At 57.7% G+C, this 19,623-nt stretch carries 19 protein-coding genes, 1 tRNA gene and 1 pseudogene; 20 read left to right on the forward strand and 1 reads right to left on the reverse strand.

Features of this window, described 5'->3' with window-relative positions:
• The first annotated feature begins 83 nt into the window (after positions 1-83).
• The 20 genes and pseudogenes from E5334_RS05545 to E5334_RS05635 all read left to right on the forward strand — a co-directional run bounded on the left by E5334_RS05545 (position 84) and on the right by E5334_RS05635 (position 18,287).
• On the forward strand, positions 84-2,639 hold the full coding sequence (locus tag E5334_RS05545) for a phage tail tape measure protein (RefSeq protein ID WP_136012606.1): 2,556 nt from the start codon (positions 84-86) through the stop codon (positions 2,637-2,639).
• 1 nt (position 2,640) lies between these two features.
• Positions 2,641-3,366, forward strand: coding sequence for a distal tail protein Dit (locus E5334_RS05550; protein ID WP_136012607.1), 726 nt, complete (start codon positions 2,641-2,643; stop codon positions 3,364-3,366).
• Positions 3,357-5,285: a phage tail protein gene (locus E5334_RS05555; protein WP_167604312.1), complete on the forward strand. Its 1,929-nt coding sequence runs from the start codon at positions 3,357-3,359 to the stop codon at positions 5,283-5,285. The genes E5334_RS05550 and E5334_RS05555 overlap by 10 nt, the downstream gene beginning before the upstream one ends.
• A gap of 10 nt (positions 5,286-5,295) precedes the next feature.
• A complete protein-coding gene (locus tag E5334_RS05560) occupies positions 5,296-5,694 on the forward strand; it encodes a hypothetical protein (RefSeq protein WP_136012609.1) in 399 nt (132 codons plus the stop codon).
• Positions 5,691-6,791 (forward strand): BppU family phage baseplate upper protein, encoded by a 1,101-nt coding sequence (locus E5334_RS05565; RefSeq protein ID WP_136012610.1) that lies wholly within the window; start codon positions 5,691-5,693, stop codon positions 6,789-6,791. Before E5334_RS05560 ends, E5334_RS05565 begins: the two co-directional genes overlap by 4 nt.
• A gap of 11 nt (positions 6,792-6,802) precedes the next feature.
• Positions 6,803-7,708, forward strand: coding sequence for a DUF6273 domain-containing protein (locus E5334_RS05570; protein WP_136012611.1), 906 nt, complete (start codon positions 6,803-6,805; stop codon positions 7,706-7,708).
• 63 nt (positions 7,709-7,771) lie between these two features.
• The gene (locus E5334_RS05575; protein ID WP_114538739.1) at positions 7,772-8,179 is read left to right on the forward strand and encodes a hypothetical protein; all 408 of its coding nucleotides are present in this window, start codon (positions 7,772-7,774) and stop codon (positions 8,177-8,179) included.
• A gap of 42 nt (positions 8,180-8,221) precedes the next feature.
• Positions 8,222-8,329 (forward strand): annotated as a pseudogene (locus tag E5334_RS08805) (DUF6273 domain-containing protein); the annotation flags it as partial.
• Positions 8,330-8,539: 210 nt separating this feature from the next.
• Complete coding sequence (locus E5334_RS05580; RefSeq protein WP_136012612.1) at positions 8,540-9,649, forward strand: RNA-directed DNA polymerase; 1,110 nt, start codon at positions 8,540-8,542, stop codon at positions 9,647-9,649.
• 70 nt (positions 9,650-9,719) lie between these two features.
• The gene (locus tag E5334_RS05585) at positions 9,720-10,160 is read left to right on the forward strand and encodes a carbohydrate-binding protein (protein WP_114538740.1); all 441 of its coding nucleotides are present in this window, start codon (positions 9,720-9,722) and stop codon (positions 10,158-10,160) included.
• Positions 10,157-10,477, forward strand: coding sequence for a hypothetical protein (locus E5334_RS05590; RefSeq protein WP_136012613.1), 321 nt, complete (start codon positions 10,157-10,159; stop codon positions 10,475-10,477). The genes E5334_RS05585 and E5334_RS05590 overlap by 4 nt, the downstream gene beginning before the upstream one ends.
• A gap of 10 nt (positions 10,478-10,487) precedes the next feature.
• Entirely contained in the window at positions 10,488-10,772 is a 285-nt protein-coding gene (locus E5334_RS05595; RefSeq protein WP_114538742.1) for a phage holin, read from the forward strand.
• Positions 10,759-11,463 (forward strand): C39 family peptidase, encoded by a 705-nt coding sequence (locus E5334_RS05600; protein WP_136012614.1) that lies wholly within the window; start codon positions 10,759-10,761, stop codon positions 11,461-11,463. Before E5334_RS05595 ends, E5334_RS05600 begins: the two co-directional genes overlap by 14 nt.
• Entirely contained in the window at positions 11,444-12,490 is a 1,047-nt protein-coding gene (locus E5334_RS05605; RefSeq protein WP_136012615.1) for a GH25 family lysozyme, read from the forward strand. The genes E5334_RS05600 and E5334_RS05605 overlap by 20 nt, the downstream gene beginning before the upstream one ends.
• Before the next feature lie 436 nt (positions 12,491-12,926).
• Positions 12,927-14,642 (forward strand): 1-deoxy-D-xylulose-5-phosphate synthase, encoded by a 1,716-nt coding sequence (locus E5334_RS05610; protein WP_136012616.1) that lies wholly within the window; start codon positions 12,927-12,929, stop codon positions 14,640-14,642.
• Positions 14,643-14,661: 19 nt separating this feature from the next.
• On the forward strand, positions 14,662-15,549 hold the full coding sequence (locus tag E5334_RS05615) for a hypothetical protein (RefSeq protein ID WP_136012617.1): 888 nt from the start codon (positions 14,662-14,664) through the stop codon (positions 15,547-15,549).
• A gap of 45 nt (positions 15,550-15,594) precedes the next feature.
• Positions 15,595-16,209, forward strand: a complete 615-nt coding sequence (locus E5334_RS05620; RefSeq protein WP_136012618.1) for a hypothetical protein — start codon at positions 15,595-15,597, stop codon at positions 16,207-16,209.
• A 121-nt stretch (positions 16,210-16,330) separates the two neighbouring features.
• Positions 16,331-17,383, forward strand: coding sequence for a hypothetical protein (locus E5334_RS05625; protein ID WP_136012619.1), 1,053 nt, complete (start codon positions 16,331-16,333; stop codon positions 17,381-17,383).
• A 271-nt stretch (positions 17,384-17,654) separates the two neighbouring features.
• Entirely contained in the window at positions 17,655-18,074 is a 420-nt protein-coding gene (locus E5334_RS05630) for a hypothetical protein (protein ID WP_136012620.1), read from the forward strand.
• 138 nt (positions 18,075-18,212) lie between these two features.
• Positions 18,213-18,287, forward strand: a tRNA-Val gene (locus E5334_RS05635).
• A 125-nt stretch (positions 18,288-18,412) separates the two neighbouring features.
• Here E5334_RS05635 and E5334_RS05640 read toward each other — a convergent pair.
• A complete protein-coding gene (locus E5334_RS05640; RefSeq protein ID WP_136012621.1) occupies positions 18,413-19,027 on the reverse strand; it encodes a hypothetical protein in 615 nt (204 codons plus the stop codon).
• Positions 19,028-19,623 lie beyond the last annotated feature (596 nt).

Below are 19,623 nucleotides of genomic sequence, written 5' to 3' on the forward strand. Positions count from 1 at the left end.
GAACGTTTCACGGCACCGCACCCGCGCGGGCGCGGTGTTTGAAGCGCTCATGCACTTTGAAAACAGAAAGAAGGTGAACCGGCATGGCGGTAAGCTACAAAGGACTTGTTATCAAGTTCGGCGGCGACACTACCGAACTTCAAGGGGCTTTGAAAAAGGTTTCGAGCGAATCAAAGAAGACCCAAGCGGACTTGAAGGAAATTGACAAGTCTTTGAAGTTCAACCCCGGCAACACCGACTTGCTGCAACAGAAGGTCAAGGCGCTAAACAGCGCCTATGGCGAGACGCAACAGAAGTTGGACGCGTACAAACAGGCGCTTGCGCAGCTTGAAGCGAAGCAACAGAGCGGCGCTAGGCTGACCGCCGAAGAGGAACGGCAATATGACAGCCTTAAACGCGCTATCCTGCAATGCGAAAACCAGCTTGAATCATACGGCAAGGAACTTGCCGAAACATCACGCGAAGCCGAAGCGTCGAAAACCAAGCTTTATAAGTTCGGCCAGACCATCGAAGACAACGCCGACAAGCTGGAAAAGGCGGGCAAGGGCGTTGAGCGCGGCGGTCTTGCTATTTCCGGCGGCATCACGGCGGCGGCAACCGGCCTGACCGCACTTGCGGAGAGCCAGGAAGAGGCCATAGCCAAAAACAACCAGCTTGAAACCGCTTTCACCAGCGCCGGAAGTACTGTTGAGCAAGCGCAGACCACCTATGCGAACTTCTACCGCATCTTGGGCGATGGCGACACCGCCACCGAAGCGAGCCAGAACCTAATCAGGCTCACGCAAGACGAAGAGGAATTGAAGAAGTGGACTGACATTGCAGCCGGTGCCTATGCGACGTTCGGCGACGCTCTGCCGTTGGAGAACTTGGCAGAGACGGCGCAGGAAACCGCACATACCGGCGCGGTAACCGGTAGTTTCGCCGACGCGCTCAATTGGTCAACGGCGAGCGCCGAGCAGTGGAGCAACGCGCTGTCCGGCAACTCTGCCGCGCAAGCGGCGTTCAACAAGGCCATTGCAGAGGGTCAGACCAAAGAAGACGCTTTTAACGAAGCGCTGGCGGCGTGCAAGACCGAGCAGGAACGCGCGACACTTGTAACGGACGCTTTGGCGGGCGTTTACGGGGATGCTGGCAAGGCGTTTCAGGAAACCAACAAAGACTTGCTAGCAAGCCGCGACGCGCAAAACGAACTAGAAACGTCCATGCGCGAAATGGGCGAAGCGGCGTTGCCTGTAAAACAGATGGTAACCGAGATCGGAAGCGAGATTCTGGGCAAGCTGACACCGGCGCTTCAAGCCGCTTCGGACTGGTTCAAATCGCTGTCGCCGGAGCAGCAGGAACTTATCAAGAACCTTGGGTTGGGCGTGCTGGCGTTCGGCGGGGTTACTACCGCCGTTGGCAAGTTCATGCAGAGCGCCGCGCCCATCGGCGGCGCGATCAAGAGCATTGCGGGCGGCTTCGTTGACCTTGGCGGAAAGGCCGACGGTCTGGGCGGTAAGTTCGGCGGCCTTGGCGGCGGCTGGAAGAGCCTAACCGGGCTTATCACCGCTAACCCTATCGGCCTTGGCATCGCTGCGGTAAGCGCAGCGGTAGCCGGTCTTACATGGTTCTTTACGCAGACCGAGACGGGCAAGCAGATGTGGGCTGACTTCACCGGCTGGATTTCGGAGAAGTGGCAGGGCGTTTGCGACTTCCTTAGCGGTGCCGGTGAGTTCTGGGGCGGTGTATGGGATACCGTGACAAGCGGCGTTGAGCAGTTTAAAAGCGACGTTGCGAGCAAATGGGAAGGGTTCAAGCAAGACGCAAGCAACGCTTGGGAGAACATCAAAAGCACCGTTTCCGAAAAGGCACAGGGGGCGGCTGATTGGGTTTCCGACAAGTGGAACACCCTACAGACCGCCACGCAAACGTACTTCGGCGGCATCGCTTCCACCGTGCAAAACGATATGAACACAGCAAAGCAGGTGGGCAGCAGCGCGGGCAGCGCCCTGCAAGCCGCCCTGTCCGGCGACTGGTCAACAGCAAAGGCCGAAGCCGCCAACGCCTTTAACGCGATCAGGGACAACATCAGCCAGAAGATGGACAACGCGCAGCAAAACGCCGTGCGCGTCGCCGATGCCATAGGCAACAAGCTTGGCTTTCCGGGCTTGGGCGAGAAGGTCAACGGCGTGTTCAACAGCGTGCGCGACTTCATGAAGAACCCCATTGAAAACGCGTGGAACTGGATTAAGGACATTCCGAACAAGATTATGAACGCCTTTGGCGGCATCAAGATTTCATTGCCGAAAATCAAGATGCCGCATTTCAACGTTTCTTGGAATGACATAGGCGGCATTGTGAAGCTGCCTAGCATTTCCGTTGACTGGTACGCGAAGGGCGGCTATTTCGACAAAGCTTCAATCATCGGCGTTGGCGAAGCTGGCGGCGAGTACGTGGCACCAGAAAAGCAGCTATGGGACTTCATAGAACGTGCGGTTAACAACGCGTTCAACGGCGGACAGCCCGCGCAGCAAATCGCCGTCAGCGTAGAGGTAAACGCGACGGTTGCGGGCAACGCGGACGCGTACCAGACAGGCCAGCAAATCGGCCTTGGGATTGCAAGCAAGCTAAAGCAAAGGGGTGTGAGCGTTGCAACGTAGGATGAAGCGGGCGCAGACCGACCGCGTTATATTTAACGGGCACGATCTAAGCGCCCTTGTAAGCTGTAAGGTCAACCGGCCAATCATGGCACCTGTAAATGCGAACTTCGAGAGCGTTTCAGGCCGTCACGGGGAGTTGTTCAAATCGGCTTTCTTCGGCGGCTATGACCTGCCGGTTGACATTTGGCTAAGAAGCGATGACAGGCGCGACGCGGCGACGGTTCGGCACGCGCTGGCAGAACTGCTATGCACCGACGAACCCGCGCCGCTGGTGCTGCCGGATGACCCTACGCGCTACCTTTTGGCAATCGTGAGCGGGTCAACGGACTTGGGCGAGATCACGGACGCTTGCCCAAGCACAACGGTTACGTTCCACGTCGGCGACCCGTTCTATTACGGCAACAAGCGCCGCGTTGAGGTCAAGGCGGGAACGTTCACGGTGAACGCGGGCGGCAACCGTCCCGCGCATCTGGCAATCACCGCCAAGCCGTCTTCAAGCGCGGCTTGGTATATCAGGAACGTTGACACGGGCGAGCAAGTAAAGCTTGCGTCGAGCGTCACGAGCACAAGCACCGTGCGCGTTGACATGGCGCTAGAGCGGGCGACCGTCAACAGCCAAGCCGCCGCCGTCACGCTTGATTCGGATTTCTTCACGATCAATGGCCGCACGACCCTGCAACTAAGCGGCGGCAGCGCGGTGCTGGAATGGCGGGAACGATGGCTTTAATCAGAAAAGTTGGCTTCACGCGCTTTTCGCGCTGGGGCGTGAACCTTGGGCGGCTGGACGTTACGGCGGCGACGCACACCGAAGCGCTGGACGGCACAGACGAAATCAAGGTGACGTGTTCCGATGACGTGAACAAGGGTGACTATATCGTTTGGGTTGACGCGCAGGGCAAGACCCATGAACACATTGTTGACGATGCGAGCCGCACCCACGGCGAAGACGGCACCTTGCAAACCGAGTTCACGGGCGTTAACTCAATCGCCGAACTTTGGGACGATTGGACGGACGATGTAAGGCCGTCGGGGCAGGTTGCGACGGCTCTTGCCCGCGTGCTTACGGGCACGCGCTGGACGGTGGGCACGTGCGACGTGACCGCAAGCGCAAGCGTCGTTCTGTACCACCAGAGCGCCCGCGAATCCGTGGCAGAGATTTTGGAAGCGTGGGGCGGCGAGTTGGAAACCACCATAGAAACCAACGGTTCTTCGGTGGTTTCGCGCAAGGTGGGCGTGCGCAAGCTGCGCGGCAACCAGTCAAGCCCAAAGCGCTTCACGTGGACGAAGGACATTAAGACCATCACGCGCACGGTGTCAGCCGATAACCCGAAAACGCGCGTCTACGGCTACGGCAAGGGCGTTGAAACCGATTCGGGCGCTTACGGCAGACGCTTGACCTTCGCATCTGTCAACGGCGGCAAAGCCTACGTTGAGGATGCCGCCGCAACGAAGATTTGGGGGCACCCGGACGCACGCGGCACGGCGCTTCCGGCTTGCACAAGCTACGTGAACGAGCAGTGCGAGGATGCCGCGCAGCTTCTAAAGGAAACGAAAGCGTACCTTGCAGAGGTCAGCGAACCGAAGGTTAGCTATGAAGCAAGCGTGCTTGACCTGTACGCGTTCGGGCGAAGCTGGGAAGGCGTGGCGGTGGGTGACCGCGTGGCGATCATCGACAAGGGCTTTACCGAAGAGGGTATAAGGCTTACCGGGCGCGTGTCGCAGATCGAACGCGACTTGCTGGGCGGCGACGCTACCGTTACTTTCGGCAACCTCATTAACAGCATGGCCGATATGTGGCAGAGCGTGAGCCAGACCCTAAAGAACAGCAGCCGCGCGGCGGCGACATATGACGCGGTGGCGGGCACGTCGGTTAGCTGGCTCGTGCAGCTTCAAGACGCGCTTAACGACCAGTTCAACGCGGTTGGGACGTACAAGCTTGAAACGTTTGAGTTGGGCAGCTTGTACAGCAACGTGCCCTTGAACCCCGAAACCGGCTTGCCCCTCAAAAGCGTGTCGGGTATGTGGTGCGTGAACATTTCCGGGCGCGGCATCCGCCTTGCTTCGAGCCTTACGAGCAGCGGGCAATGGAACTGGAAGACGTTTATAACCGGCGCGAGCGTGACAGCCGATTGCATCAACGCCGGGACGATGCGAGCCGACCGCATACGCGCGGGGCTTCTGACGGATGACCTAGGGCGCAGCACATGGGATTTGACCAACGGCACGTTGAAGACAAACTACATGACCGCTAACAACATCACCGCGGACGGGCAGTTCTCATGCGGCTACGCGTCAAACCTTTTGCAGCTTATCGCCGGTGAGATTCGGGGGCTTGAAAACGGCACGCAGATTGGCGTAATCGACTTTTCGGCGCACTTCCGAAACATTCAGACCGGCGAGCAGTACACCGGCTTGCAGCTTCTGGGCAACCACGGCATAAGGATTTCGACCCCGCAAATATCCGTGGCAGAAAGCGGAGACAGAAGCGTTGTTGCGACCATCTGCAAATCAGGCACCATGCAACAGCCAATCGTCACCGAGGTTCACGGCAACGGCAACGGTTGCGTTAGCTGGCATTACGGAACATTCAAGATCAACTTTTCTGACGGGCTTTGCACGTCTTGTGTAACTGTCGGCACAGGTTAGGGGGCTTCAATTGGACAAACCAGTTATGTACATGGCGCATGACGCTTTGAGCAACACCGAAATGCAGGTGTCGGAGTTCGACCCGGCGTTGCTCGCCGCAGCGGAAGCGCAGGGCGTTATCTTCGTCGCGGTTGACGCGGCGGGCGACCGCCAAATTGTGAGGGCGTGCGATGTGACACCGCCAAGCGGCGTTGAAGGTTCGTTCACGCTGGTTGAACCCGTCTACGTTGATGACCGCATGGACGCGGTGCTAGACGTGTTCGACGCTATGGCCGCGCTCATACTGCCCGAATCCGCCACGCTGTCGGCATCAGAGGGCGCGACCGCGCCGCCGCGCGACCCCATAGAGGTTTTCGGCGAGAAGCTTACAGCCCTGCGCGAGATCACCAAGGCAGGTGAGAGCAGATGAACACGCACACCCTTGAACTAGACCTTAGCAAGGACGGCTTGGGCGCTGGCCTTGTGAGGGTCGGACAGGGCGACAAGCACGGAACGACCATCAAGGCGCTTATCTACGACGGCGGCGCGGAAGCCGCGCTAACGGGGTTCACGGCCTACCTTGAAGTGCTGTTGCCGAACAAGCGAAACTACTACCGAGCAGCCGCCGCGATTTCGGGCAACGCCGCCACGGTGACCGTGGACGAAAACAAGCTTTGCAGTGTCGCCGGTTACACCGACGAAGCCTATTTCGCGTTCGAGAAAGACGGCGTGCGCTACTCAACGGAGCGCTTCGCAATCGAGATTTTGCGATGCGTCACCGAGGGGCAGAAGCCCGCGCAAAGCTGGGATGACGCTATAGACAACCTCATTTCGCGCGGCAACGCAGCGGTCAGCGCCGCGAACACGGCAGCGGGCGCGGCCAACACCGCCGCCGATGCGGCCAACAAGGCAGCCGCCCGCGTTGAAACGGCGGTGAGCAGCGCGGCGAGCGCGGCGAGCGCGGCCACAAGCGCAGCCCAAGCCGCCAACAGCGCAGCCACGGCGGCGAACACCGCCACGGGCGCGGCCAACAGCGCGGCGCAAGCAGCCACCAGCGCGGCAAGTGCCGCGAACGACGCGGCAGGAGCCGCCAACACCGCCGCAAACCGCGCGAACCAAGCAGCGGACAGGGTGGACAAGGCAATAGCGGACGCGGAAGCGGCCACGAATGGCGCGAACCAAGCGGCGGAAAAGGCCAACGGTTCAGCAGACAAGGCAGACAAGGCGGCTGCTGACGCTCACACGGCGGCAGACGATGCCCGCGAAGCCACAAAACGGGCGCTTAGCGTCATTGGCAGCGGGATGGGTGGCGGCGCTTCGTCCGGCGGCGGCGCTGACAGCGCCGAGGTTGAGAAGCTTAAAGAGGATGCGGCCACGCTCGCAACCGCGCTTGTCGATCTGACCGACGATTACATAGTTATTGACAACACCGTTTTCACGCCCGCAAGCCGCGTTATCTCAACGGACGGCGGAACCATCGAACTTGACCGGGCAAGCTACGAAAACGGGATTATCACACTTGAATAGGGGTGCATGACATGGCTAACGCAGCAGAAGCATTCAGAATCAAAGGCGAACTTTACGGGGTCGTTGACGATACGGCACGCGAGACGGCAAGCGCCGCGACGGTGCTTGAAGAGTTCGACCGGCAAAAGAGCATTGGGCAGTATCCGGGGCGCTCGCTCGCTGACGCGTTCGCGGCGGAGATTGCAGCGAAGGGCGATATTTACGCGTGGCTTCATTCGCGCGTGCAGGACGCTGACTTTTCGGGCTTGCGCATCGGCGATTACATGGACGTGCCCGTTGCCGCTGGCTCCAACGTTCCCGCGCAGACGGTGCGCTATCTTCTGGCGGCTGTTGACCCGTACTATCAGTGTTCAGATTCGCCGATGCCGCACCACCTTGCGTTCGTGCCCGCCGCGCCGGTTCTTGTGAGCGGCAGCAAGGCCACCAACACAAGCTATATCATGTGGAACACCACGGCCACCAACAACGGAAACGCCACTGTCAAAGAACCCTACCTTGCCAGCCACCTTCACGGTTGGGAGATCAGCGACTATCTGCCAGCCCTTCCGGCGGCGCTTCGCAACGTGCTTATCAACCACCGTTCGTTGTGTGAACAGCGCTACGGCTCTTCTGCGCTGACCGAAGCGAGCGGGTGGGGCTGGGCTGACCTTGGTAAAGTGTGGTCGTTGTCAGAAATGGAAGTTTACGGGTGCGCCGTATGGGGTTCAAAGGGCTATTCGGTGGGCATGGATTGCCATTTCCCGCTGTTCGACAGCACGGCAAGCCGCATCATGGGCGTGCGCGTCGGTTGGTGGCTTCGTTCCGTCGTGGGCGGTTCGGCTTCCAGCGTGTGCAATGTCAGCGGCAACGGCACTGCCTACAGCCGTTCGGCCACGAATGGTTGGGTTGGCCCGCGCCCGTGCTTCCTCATAGGCTGACAAGCCGTTGCATGACGCTATGCCCGCGCCCGCCTTGCGCGGGCGCACTGGAAAGGCAAGCTAATGAGTACCGTACTGGAACGCTACCGCGATTTAAGCAACTTCGAGTATTTCACCACCGCAACTAGGGTGCGCAAGGAGATAACGGCGCTTGTGACTTCGGCGGCAATGCCGAAGTCATACCGCTTCGTTCTGGCCGTGCCTATGGCAGAGACGGCAAGAAGCCTTGTAAGCAACCTTGTGACGGCAAACGCGTTCTACCCCAACACCGAACACAACGTGACGCAGCGGCGGCATTACATGACGCTTGCCGTTGCCAACTGCGAACAGCTGTTGCAAGACCTACAATGCCTGATTGATCTTGGCATCATCAAGGTTAGCCGGTGCGTGCGCATCGCCGATGATGTGGAAACGGCGGCGAAGCTCATAAAGGGCGCAAGAAAGGGTGTGAAACTCATTGGGCAGCGGTAAAATAGCGTCGCGTTGTGCCTTGTTTAGCGCGTCAATTGGTGGCTTCGTTCCGTCATGGGCGGTTCGGCTTCCAACGTGTGCAATGTCAACAGCAACGGCAATGCCAACAACAATTCGGCCACGAATGGTTGGATTCGCCCGCGCCCGTGATTCCTTTGCACTGCCAGTCATTGCGGACACGTCCGCAATCCGTGCGCAAGAGGAAGGAAGGTACAACGTTCGGCCACATGGCCGTAAATATGCACCCCGCAGGTACCGCAGACCGCTGCTTGCATGGCGCAGGTTTCGGCATTCGCTTGCGTTTCATTGCCGGTGCCTAAGCGGCTATTGGATGCCGATTGCAAGCCGTGCGGGGTGCCCATGAAATCCGAGGAGCGGCAGGCGGCAAGGCGTGCCCGCCGCGATGCCAAGCGGGCGGCGAACCGCGCCAAGCGCATTGAATCATGCACGCTTGAAGAGGTGGCCGACATTGACAACCTTTACAGGTGCGCCCGCGACTGCGCCCACGGCGTGGCGTGGAAGTCTGCCGTTCAACGCTACCTTGCAAACATCCTTCCGAACGTCCTAAAGACGCACGCCGACTTGATGGCGGGCAAGGACATTCGGCGCGGCTTCGTTGAGTTTGACATATTCGAGCGGGGCAAGCTTCGGCATATCACGTCCGTGCATTACTCTGAACGCGTCGTGCATAAGGCGCTTAACCGCTACGCGCTGGCACCGGCGATCTGGCCGACGCTCGCGCCGGGTTGCACCGCCAACATCAAGGGGCGCGGAACCGACTTTGCCGTATCGCGCCTGAAACAGCAGCTTGCACGGCACTACCAGAAGCACGGCGCAGAAGGTTACGTGCTGCTTGTCGATTTCTCTAACTTCTTCGGGAACATCGACCATGCGGCCACCAAGCGGCTAATTGACAGGGCGCTAGATGACGAGCGAATCAAGGCGCTTATGTACGCGCAAGTTGATTCCCACGGCACCCGTGGCCTTGGGCTTGGCAGCGAGCCGAACCAGATACTAGCCGTTGCCCTTCCAAGCCCCGTAGACCATATGTTGCTGCGCACGCCTTGCGTGCTGGCAAGTGGGCGCTACATGGATGACCTTTATTGCATCGCCCTTGACAAGGCGGACTTACGCGGCGTGCTTGCCGACATTCGGCGCGAGTGCGCGAAGCTTGGCATTGTCGTTAACGAGAAGAAAATCCGAATCGTGAAGCTGACGCGCGGTTTCACGTTCCTAAAGAAGAGGTTCAACTATGGCGAGACTGGCAAAGTCATTGTGCGCCCGTGCCGTTCCGCCGTAACGCGGGAGCGGCGCAAGCTGAAAAAGCTTGCGGCGTTCGTGGAGCGCGGCGAGATGACGCGCGATCAGGCGTTGCAAAGCTATCAATCTTGGCGCGGTTCGATGATGCGCCTTGACGCGCGGCGAACCGTCGCGAACATGGATGCGCTGTTTACCCGGCTTTTCGGATAGCAGCACAAACACACCAACAGCAAGCCAAGCCCGCCATTGTGCGGGCTTTCCTATTGTTAGGGGGCAAAACATGGCATTCACAGCCGAAGAGGAAGCCGCATTGCGCGGCATCATCGCAATTTACAAGACGCAAGCGCCGTCATTGTCCGATGACGTGGCAGAGATTGCCCCAGCGCTCTACGACCAGTGGACGGGCGACGGCCACTATTACACCGCCGGTGAGCGCGTGGAGCATGGCGGCACGCTCTATGTGTGCTTGCAGCCGCACACGTCGCAAGCGGACTGGACACCAGCAGCCGCGCCGAGCCTTTGGGCGCGTAACCTTGCCGCAGCCGACAGCCCGGACGCAACGGATGTGCCCGCATGGGAGCAGCCGGACGCTACGAACGGATACCCAACCGGCGCGGTGGTGACCCACGGCGGCAGCAAGTGGCAATCGCTTGTTGACAACAACGTTTGGGAGCCGGGGGCGGCTGGAACTGAAACGCTTTGGCAGGTGGTGGACGAATGATTAGCGCCGCCACCGAACAGCTTATAACGTCAATCGTTGGGCTGCTGGCCAGCGGCGTTATAGGCTTCCTTATCGCGCAAGTTAAGAACCTGACCAAGTACCAGCGGGCGCGGCTGATTATCGACAAAGCATCAGTGCGAGAGCATATCAAAACCGCCTATCAAAAGTACGTCATAGATGGCAAGAAAATGAGCATTTTGACCTATGACGAACTGCTAGAGGAATACGAAGCATACAAGCTTCTAGGCGGCAATGGCACTGGTGAGCGTTACATGAACGAGATTAAGGCACTAAAGCCTTATCTAATAATCGACTAAGGGGGACATTATGAACGATCTGAAAATCAACTTTCTTGCACGTGCAAAGAACAAGCTGTTTTGGATGGCGCTAATCCCTGCGCTGTTCCTGCTGGTGCAGATGGTGGCCGCTATTTTCGGCTTCAATTTCGACTTGTCGGAACTGCAAGGCCGAGTGGTTGCCGCCGTTGATGCGCTGTTTGCCGTGCTGGTAATCCTTGGCGTGGTGGTTGACCCGACCACCGAGGGTTTGTGCGACAGTGAACAGGCGATGACCTACACCGAACCCAAGAAAGCCACCCATGGAAGCGAGTAAACGGACGTGGCGCGAGATTCTGGCGTTTGCGTGCGGGGCACTCATGGCTATAGTTGTCTGCTTCGCGCTCATGGTTGCCTACGCAAGCGACCAGCCGCGCGAAGCGGCAGCGCCCGAAATCGTTTTTGCGGTTGATGAACCCACGTACAAGCCTATACCTGCGGGCACTCATATGCCGCTCTACCTTCAAGATGATGTGCAGTGGTCACATATCGGATACGCGGGCGGCACCATCGGTGACAGCGGGTGCGGGCTTGTCTGCGCCGCAATGGCTATCAAGTACATAACGACACAGGACGTTACGCCGCTCACCGTTGCGGGCGCTGTCGGCACCGCGTGTCTGACTGACGGCGTAAACGACATGGAGAAGTTCGCGCAGTGGATTGCCGCGACCTATGAGCCATACGGCATTACGCACACAGGCAAGATTTACAGTTTGCAATCAGCGCTTGCCAAGGTTGACGCTGGCGCGGTCTGCTTTGCTGGCGTGCGCGGTGCGTTCGGCGATACCGAATACAGCAGCCACGTTATAACGATCTGGCGGCACGATGAAAACGGTATGTGGTGGGTTCGCGACCCGGCAAGCCCCGTCAATTCCGCGCGGCCATGGACGCTTGAAGAACTTCAAACGGCAAACCTTTTCTATTTCGTATGCTTGGAAGGTGGTTTCTATGGCACTACAGGGCATTGACATTAGCAATTGGCAGAAGGGCATCAATCTTGATGCCCTTGCCATTGATTTTGCGATCTGCAAAGCGACGCAGGGCGCAAGCTACGTTTCGCCGGATTGTGACCGGCAAATGCAACAGGCGATGAAACGCGGGCTTCTGGTTGGCGTTTACCACTACGTTAACGGCGCTGGCGTTGACGCGGAAGCGCAGCACTTCGCCAACAGCATTAAAGGCTACCTTGGCAAAGCGCTTATCGTGCTTGACTGGGAGCAGGGCGACAATGCCGCGCGGGGCAACACCGGCTATCTTGATTCGCTGGTTGCGAAGGTAAAGGCGCTTACCGGCTTAACGCCTTTGATCTACGCAAGCCAAAGCGTCTTCCCTTGGGATATTGCCAAGAAGCACGGTTGCGGCACGTGGGTTGCGCAATACGCCAACAACAACACGACCGGGCTTCAAGGCAACCCATGGAACGAGGGCGCATATTCATGCGACATTCGCCAATACTCTAGTTGCGGGCGCTTGGACGGCTGGGGCGGCAACCTTGACTTGAACAAAGCCTATATGGACGCGGCGAAATGGCAGCAGTTCGCAGCCGTCGGCGGCGCGGCGCAGCCAGCGCCAACACCGACCGCGCCAGCAACCGGCGTTGAGAACATGGACGCGCTAGACCTTGTGGCCGGGGTGTTCCGCGACGAATACGGCAAGGACGATGACCGGCGCAAGGCGCTTGGCTCACGCTATGACGAGGTGCAAAAGATCGTCAACCACATTTGCAGCGCTTCGGCTGAAACCTTGGCGCAAGAGACGTGGGCTGGCGATTACCGCAACGGTTCAGAGCGAAAAGCGATCTTGGCGCACCGCTATGATGAAGTCATGGCGATTATCAACGGCAACGTTGAAAGCGGCCAGACGTACACCGTCAAATCTGGTGACACGCTTTCAGGCATTGCGGCCAAGTTCGGCACGACTTATCAGAAGATTGCCGCCAAAAACGGCATCACGAACCCGAATATCATCTATCCGGGTCAACGGCTCAAAATCTGACGTTAAAACGGGGCACCCTGATAAGGGGTGCCCCGTTTTCGTGCGTTACAGGGCAAATACGCAAGCCGCCTATCTGGTATTTTGCAGGTTGCCTATGACCGCAAACCAATTGCGGTTAATCTGCAAATAACAGGTTTCAAGGCTTATAACCGTGTTCGCCTTAGTTATACTAGGCTCCACCACTCATTGCAGGCAACGGCTTTTGGCCGTTGCCTTTTTTATTGTCTAGGTTCGGGGGCGCCGGCCCTCTTCAAGCCTTGGGCATAGGCTCTCCATGCAGTCGCCTTTTTTAGTGAGGATGTGCCACTGGGTGGGGCTGATGGATCAAAAGGGTCCAAGGGTGGATATCCTTGAGAGTGAGGGTGTAGTTCTTATCGGCAGCAAACCTAGAGGCTGCTGCACACATAGACTCTATTGAACTTTTAAGGAACGGCGCATGTACATCGAGACCATCGATTCTCCAGCAGACCTCAAAGCGATGTCTTTGGATGAGCTTGAGGCACTGGCCCAAGAGATTCGCCAGGCGCTGATTTCTCGAGCTAAGACGCAAGACGAGCATCTAAGCGCCAATTTGGGCGTGGTAGAGGCTACCATTGCGCTTCATTACGTGTTTGATTCACCTCGGGATACCTTGGTGTTTGACGTCTCCCATCAAACCTATGCCCACAAGATGCTCACCGGGCGCAAAGAGGCCTTCTTGGATCCGGCCCACTATGACGATGTGTCGGCTTTTGCGAGCCCGGCTGAGTCTGTCCATGACCCTTTCATTGTGGGACATACCTCCACCTCGGTGTCGTTGGCCGCAGGTATCGCTCATGCCCGAGATCTGGCGCAGGGCACAGGTAGGGTAGTGGCGTTTATCGGCGACGGATCGCTCTCGGGCGGGGAGGCCTTCGAGGGCCTGGATCTGGCGGCCGAGCTTGGCGGCAACCTCGTCATAGTGGTGAACGACAACGAGATGTCCATCGCCCCCAACCACGGCGGCCTCTACCAAAACCTGGCAGAACTCAGAAAGACTCAAGGCGCCTCGGCCAACAATTACTTCAAAAGCTTGGGATTGGACTATCGCTACGTGGAGGAGGGCAACTCCCTCGCACCGCTCATCGAGGCTTTTAACCAGGTCAAAGACGCCACCCATCCAGTGGTGGTGCATATCCACACCACCAAGGGCTTGGGTCTTGAGGCTGCCGAGAAGGACCCCGAGCGCTACCACCACGTGCGCGGGCTCACCGCTTCTGGCGAACCGCATGCGCAGGCCGTGAGCTGGAGCGACCTCACCGTGTCTCATCTCACAGAACTTATGGAGCACGATCCCCAGGTGGTCACTGTATGTGCGGCTACCCCTACTGGCCTGGGCTTCACTCAGGACAAACGCGAGGCCATCCCCGCTGGTCAATTTGTGGACGTGGGCATCGCCGAGCAAACCGCCGTCACCTTTTGCGCAGGCCTCGCCCAGCGAGGCGCCAAGCCGGTGCTCTGCATCTACTCCACCTTCTTGCCCCGTGCGGCAGACCAGCTTATCCAAGAGCTCTGCGTAAACTCGCTGCCTGCGGTGATTCTGGTGGACAAAGGCTCGGTTTATGGGTCTGGCCCCGTCTCCCATCTGGGCCTTCAAGACATGGCGCTCTTGGGCAACCTGCCCAACATGCTCTATCTGGCGCCTGCCAATCCTCAGGAGTACGTGTCCATGATGGATTGGGCGGTGGACTACACCCAAGGCCCTGTGGCTATCAAAATTCCTGGTGGCGAGCCCTATCAAGGAGATGTCTCCAGCAAGGTAGTCCCAAGCGCCCAGGTGGCGCTGGTGGGCGTGGGCACGTTCTTTTCGGTAGCCAAAGAGGCCGCTCAGGCGCTACAGGCTCAAGGCATCCAGGCGTCGCTCATCAACCCTCAAGTGATCTCCGACGTGTCGCCCCAGCTTGCAGAGACGCTCAAGGCGCATAAGGTGATTGTGACGCTCGAAGACGGCATGATCGCCGGCGGCTATGGGGCCAAGGTGGCCTGTGCGCTGGCGGCTACCCCTACGCGGGTGCTCGTACGCGCCTTCGAGTCCACCTATACTGACCGAATGGATCCCCAAGACCGCATTTCGCAGGCACGCCTCACGGCCGCGCAAATTGCAGCCGACGCCCTTGAGGCCCTGCACTCATAACTCATCGAAAGGATCTTCCTTGACTGCTACCTCTTCTTCGCAGGACAACCCACAGGTTGCCGCAGATTCTGCTGCCGAGAAACCCGTACCTTCCCATCAGGAGACCGCTTCCCAAGACGCCGCCCAGGCTACCGAGGCAGAGGCGGCCGTCAAGGGCACGCCTTCAGCCGAGAAGCCCAAAAAAGAGACTCGAGTCCAGCGCAAAGCCCGCCAGAAGGCCGAAAAAGAGGAGAAGGCTCGCCAGCGTCGCATCGCCGCGCGCCAGGGAGGCCGCAAGCTCTTTCCCACGCCTACACGGAAGCAGTCTGTAGCCTTCATCGTGGTGCTGGCCGTCTTGTTTGTGGGCTCGGTGGTCTTCAAGCTTACCTGGGGCTCTCCCACAAGCCCCTTGGGCAAGACCCCTGTGGCTCAAAGCGAAGATGTGCCTGCTCGCGCCGCCAAAGGCACCACGCTCGTCTACAAGGGCGGGGAGTATGCGGTGGGCACCAACCTCAATGCCGGCCAATATAAGTTCTTGGCTACCCAAGATCGCCAGGACCCATCAAATCCTGCTGTCCTCAAGGTCAATGGCGAGGTGGTGGATCAGTTTACCCAAACCTGTTGGCTCACCCTCTCTGATGGGGAGCAGTTGGCGGTAGACGGCGCGACTTTTGTTGCTGCCGCAGATATCACATCGAAGTTGGTCACTGATCTTAAGGATGGGGGTACCTACTTAATAGGCGTCGACGCCCCTGAAGGCTCCTACCTTGTGAGCCCCACCCAAAGCTCGGGTAGGTGCACGGTCTACGACTCCGACGCTCCCGGCGCGCAGCCCATTGCCACCTTGGATGTCACCGCTGCCCAGCAAGTAGACGTGGCCCAAGGCCAGTATCTCAAGCTCTCCGGCTGCCTCGCCCAGTACCAGTAGCAGACGGGGCATCTTGAGCGCCCCTCAAACCCAAGGAGGGGCAGTATGGGACACCTCGATGAAAGACGCCGTCAACCACCATCGTCTGGTTCTCCCATGATGGATGCTGAAGCTCCAAAAGCAGACGTTTTTCCAAAAGCCAGCTCCGCTGCCGAACGAGCCTTGGCAGACTCCCATCGTCTTTCGCGCAAAGCTGTCACCATTTTGGTGGCCTGCGCCGCTATTGTGGTCTCGGTGATGGTATGCATCGCGATGGTAACCACTGGTGGCCCTGCAGCCTTTGGCTCTGATAAGTCCCACGTCACTTTAGGCGGCGTCACTCATGGGCGCATGCCAGACAGCGACTCTGTCCTCATTATGCGCACTGAAAGCTCCATCTCTTCCGCAGACACCCCACTCAAAATTGCGGTAGGCGATTCCAGTGGCTACTATGATGTCACGGTGCTTACCCAGGATTTCTCGACCTCGCGAGCCGTCTACATCTATGTAGACGGCAGCACTGTGGTAGCTACACAGCAGCCCCAAGACAAGACCGTCATCACCCTCTCGGGCTCGCAGATCACCTCTGGCTATCACACGGTGGAGGCCGTCCAATATGCGGGCAACAGCCCTACTGCCACGGTGACCATGTATAAAAAGAACACCTATTTGATCCAATAGTCTATTTTGTCCAATTGCCCATCGGCCAAATGCCCTCAGAATCGATGACAGTATTTATGGCAATGGTCCCAAGCTTGCCTAGCAGAAACATCTTGTACTTCTTAGAAAGGCTTCCCGCTCTATGAATCTTCCCACTCGTCTCAAAGAGCCCCTCAGTCCACGCCAGACCAGTGCCGTTCGAGTGAGCGCCATGGCCTATATCATCTGGAACACCGTCATGTGCCTCTTCATGACCTACGTGCTCACCTGTGCAGCCATCGCCAGCCGCACTTCTGGCAACGGCTACGCGGCCATTCCTGTGCTGGGTTTTTCCATTCCTCTTTGGACGGGCCTCGTATTCCTAGGTCTCCTCACTGCTGCGGTGGGCGCGGGCGGTTATGTGGTTGGCATCGCGGTGCTTCGTGGTCCCAAAGCTCGCCGACGCCCCGCCGTTCGCCGAGTAGCAACTGCTCTTCTTTATCTCTCCACCACAGGTATCCTCTGGGCCTTCTCCCAGGGCGACGCCGTCGTACTTCTGGTCTTTATGCTCTCTGCCCTCATGGTCTTCGCCCTTCGCTGGGTGGTGGATCACTATGGCACTACCCCCGACGCCTATCTCGAGGACACTGCCGTTGCCAATGCCCTCGATGCCGAGAATAATCTTGCCTCTATGGGCGAAGCGTTCATCGATGCAGTGATCGAGCCTACCATCGACGAAGACGCGCCGGTCTCTTTGAGCCGCGGCGGTTGGGTACAGCTTCAACGTCGTATCACCGGATACAGCCAGCTCATGGCTGTCTGGGGCTCGTTAGAGCTGCTCATGGCCATGACCTATCTGGCGCGCATCACCTCTATGGACACCCATATGTCCAACTTCGTCACCGTCATGGGTTCTGCCGTCGTTACCGGGGCTCTGCTAGCCATCCAGGGCGCCTTCTTCATTCTTCTCACCGTGCTCACAGTGAAGGGCGCCACCGATCAATCCTGCAGACGCATTGGCGTTGGCCTATGCATTGCCGGCCTCTTCCTTAGCGTCTCGGTGCTGCTTTTGGTTTCCATCGGACTTCTTATGGGCTCTCCCGATGGCGTCGAGCAGGTCTTTTGCTCCGTCTTGAGCTGTGGCCTTCTGGGGGCGGTCTATAGCTGCACCGATCGCCGCCTGCGCGTCCTGCGCCTCGCCAGCGAGCTCCAGTAAAACGAACACCGTGCGCTGGGCATATCTGTCGCAAACCCCACCCAACTAGCGTGACAGTGGGGGCGAGAGTCATCCAACATCCATAGAAGTGGCAACTCTGCCCACTCTGCCGAGAAAGACGTGGCACACTAATAAGAACTGTAAATTGCCGATGGGACTTTTCCTTTCCAGATCATCCCATCTTGCACGTTATGTGAGTGCTCGCATTTTTAGGAAGCGTTGCTATTCAAAGAATGCATTGTCACCTGGCAATGATTGAAAGGGGAGTGTCATGTCCCAAGATCGCAAGCTCATGAAAGTCATGAGCATCATTCTTCTGTTTTGGGCTCTACTGATCTTTGTCTACGACGCCATCTGCATCACCGTCGTGGCCCAGAATGGCTGGCAGTGGCAGGGCATCGTGTTGGTAGCTCTCTACAGCTTCCAGGGCTTCTTTGGCATCAGCTGTGGTATGGCCGGTGTTCGCGGCGCCAATGCGCCATCCCGCGCCAACACCTACAACATTCAAGCTGCCATCCTGGGCATCTATGAGCTTATCTCGCTTATCTACACCATCGTGGTGCAGGCTGATTTTGGTGGGCGCCCCCTAGGCTCCGACATCCCCAGTTTGGTGCTTACTGTGGTGCCCTTGATCGTTTGCATCGCTGGCTGGATTCTTGGCCGGCGCGTCTTTGAGGCTTCCAAGAAATAGGAGACCTAAATAGGAAGCCTCTGTGAAGTTGTGCATGGCATTATGAGTCATGCATGGCAAATGAATTCCTATTGGGGTCTTGCAATGACGACAGGCTCTGGTAGTATGGATTCCTGTGATTCGCAGAGAATCACCTACGGGCGATTGGCTCAGGGGTAGAGCACATCCTTCACACGGATGGGGTCGCTGGTTCAAATCCAGCATCGCCCACCACAAAACACGAGGTAGACGCATTGAGCGTCTACCTTTTTTCTTGCCGTGCCGAACTTGTGCCGAACTTGTGCCGAAAGTTAACGTGAAATTGCCTAAGAGGCGAACTCCTGCGTCCTCGAACCTCCTTACTGCTTAAGGGATTCTATGGTGGCTTCCGTGGCGCCATACCAGCGGTAATAGGCGTAGGCAGCTTCGCTTAGATGAGTGTCGTAGTTATCAAGGGGATCTTGGTAATCTTCCTGGTCCAAGGCCGTCGCAAGGTCGCTGGCGGCCTGCTTATAGCTGTCGGCGCATTCTTTTAAATAACCCTGCGCGACAATAAATCCCTTTGGCGCATTGGTGACATCGACAGAGAGCATCGTCTGCGCGTAGGAGTCAAGCTCATTGGTTAACTGCTGAAACTGAGCTTGCACTTCCTCTTTCGATCCTCCTTCATAGGCAAAGTCATGGAGCAGGTTGAGCATCGTCCGGTTTGTGTTGTACATATTTTGGACGTTGGTCGAGATGGTATTGGTGTCATATCCTCCATAGTCCTTGGTGGCACCTTCCTTTCCGGAGGAATCCTGGGAGGTGTCCTGATCTTGCTGGTCAGGGGTTTGATCCTGTGGTGCTGTATCCTGCTGAGATTGGCCTTGATCCTTCAGGTCGGTGCCTTGCCAAGCACCAGTGGGCTGAAGCGAGCAGCCGCCCAAAACGAGCATGACAGTGAAAGCGACAGTTAAGACGGTATTCTTTTTCATGGGAGGTCCTTAAGAGTATCTCGATAGTACATTTATTAATTATCAGTACGGTGCAGTCTGAACGGCGCTATTCCGGCGCGCATAATCATCCAAAGCATCATCAAGGGCTTTTTGGCAATTGCTCAGATCCTCTGTGCTCTCATCTTTCCCGAGGGCAGAAACAAGATAGTTTCCTGCGCCCAAGCGCTTGTGTTCTGCATCTGGTCGGAGGAGTTTTGCGCTGACGCAACCAAGAGTGGACTACATCCGGCCAACGCCAAAACCACAGTAAAATTCAGGGTCATCAAGGTTCTTTTTGCATCCGTGCTCCTCTACGCTCTAAATCCTTGCTGCGCTTATGAGTATATAAATGTGGAGAAACATTGATAATTTATCAATAAAAATGTAGGGTGATTCTCTAGGCGCTCGAGCCTATGAAGGGATGCGCCTTTTGCAGCGGGGTCTAAAGATAAGAGAGGGCCTAGTGAGCCGATAAGGTCTTGCCCTCCTCAACTGACAACCTCTGTGGTGCAGCACGATAAAAAAACCCGTGGCACCCATTGGCGCCACGGGGAGCAAGGATTCAAGGATTACAGAGACTCCCTAGAATGAGGCCT

The organism is Muricaecibacterium torontonense (assembly GCF_004793925.1).
Taxonomy (GTDB): Bacteria; Actinomycetota; Coriobacteriia; order Coriobacteriales; family Atopobiaceae; genus Leptogranulimonas; species Leptogranulimonas caecicola.

What these genes read in the sequence shown, in the direction of transcription:
- E5334_RS05545 (WP_136012606.1), top strand. Translation starts at nt 84, where the DNA reads ATGGCGGTAAGCTACAAAGGACTTGTTATCAAGTTCGGCGGCGACACT.
- E5334_RS05550 (WP_136012607.1), top strand. Translation starts at nt 2,641, where the DNA reads ATGAAGCGGGCGCAGACCGACCGCGTTATATTTAACGGGCACGATCTA.
- E5334_RS05555 (WP_167604312.1), top strand. Translation starts at nt 3,357, where the DNA reads ATGGCTTTAATCAGAAAAGTTGGCTTCACGCGCTTTTCGCGCTGGGGC.
- E5334_RS05565 (WP_136012610.1), top strand. Translation starts at nt 5,691, where the DNA reads ATGAACACGCACACCCTTGAACTAGACCTTAGCAAGGACGGCTTGGGC.
- E5334_RS05570 (WP_136012611.1), top strand. Translation starts at nt 6,803, where the DNA reads ATGGCTAACGCAGCAGAAGCATTCAGAATCAAAGGCGAACTTTACGGG.
- E5334_RS05575 (WP_114538739.1), top strand. Translation starts at nt 7,772, where the DNA reads ATGAGTACCGTACTGGAACGCTACCGCGATTTAAGCAACTTCGAGTAT.
- E5334_RS05580 (WP_136012612.1), top strand. Translation starts at nt 8,540, where the DNA reads ATGAAATCCGAGGAGCGGCAGGCGGCAAGGCGTGCCCGCCGCGATGCC.
- E5334_RS05585 (WP_114538740.1), top strand. Translation starts at nt 9,720, where the DNA reads ATGGCATTCACAGCCGAAGAGGAAGCCGCATTGCGCGGCATCATCGCA.
- E5334_RS05590 (WP_136012613.1), top strand. Translation starts at nt 10,157, where the DNA reads ATGATTAGCGCCGCCACCGAACAGCTTATAACGTCAATCGTTGGGCTG.
- E5334_RS05595 (WP_114538742.1), top strand. Translation starts at nt 10,488, where the DNA reads ATGAACGATCTGAAAATCAACTTTCTTGCACGTGCAAAGAACAAGCTG.
- E5334_RS05600 (WP_136012614.1), top strand. Translation starts at nt 10,759, where the DNA reads ATGGAAGCGAGTAAACGGACGTGGCGCGAGATTCTGGCGTTTGCGTGC.
- E5334_RS05605 (WP_136012615.1), top strand. Translation starts at nt 11,444, where the DNA reads ATGGCACTACAGGGCATTGACATTAGCAATTGGCAGAAGGGCATCAAT.
- E5334_RS05610 (WP_136012616.1), top strand. Translation starts at nt 12,927, where the DNA reads ATGTACATCGAGACCATCGATTCTCCAGCAGACCTCAAAGCGATGTCT.
- E5334_RS05620 (WP_136012618.1), top strand. Translation starts at nt 15,595, where the DNA reads ATGGGACACCTCGATGAAAGACGCCGTCAACCACCATCGTCTGGTTCT.
- E5334_RS05625 (WP_136012619.1), top strand. Translation starts at nt 16,331, where the DNA reads ATGAATCTTCCCACTCGTCTCAAAGAGCCCCTCAGTCCACGCCAGACC.
- E5334_RS05630 (WP_136012620.1), top strand. Translation starts at nt 17,655, where the DNA reads ATGTCCCAAGATCGCAAGCTCATGAAAGTCATGAGCATCATTCTTCTG.
- E5334_RS05640 (WP_136012621.1), bottom strand. Translation starts at nt 19,027, where the DNA reads ATGAAAAAGAATACCGTCTTAACTGTCGCTTTCACTGTCATGCTCGTT.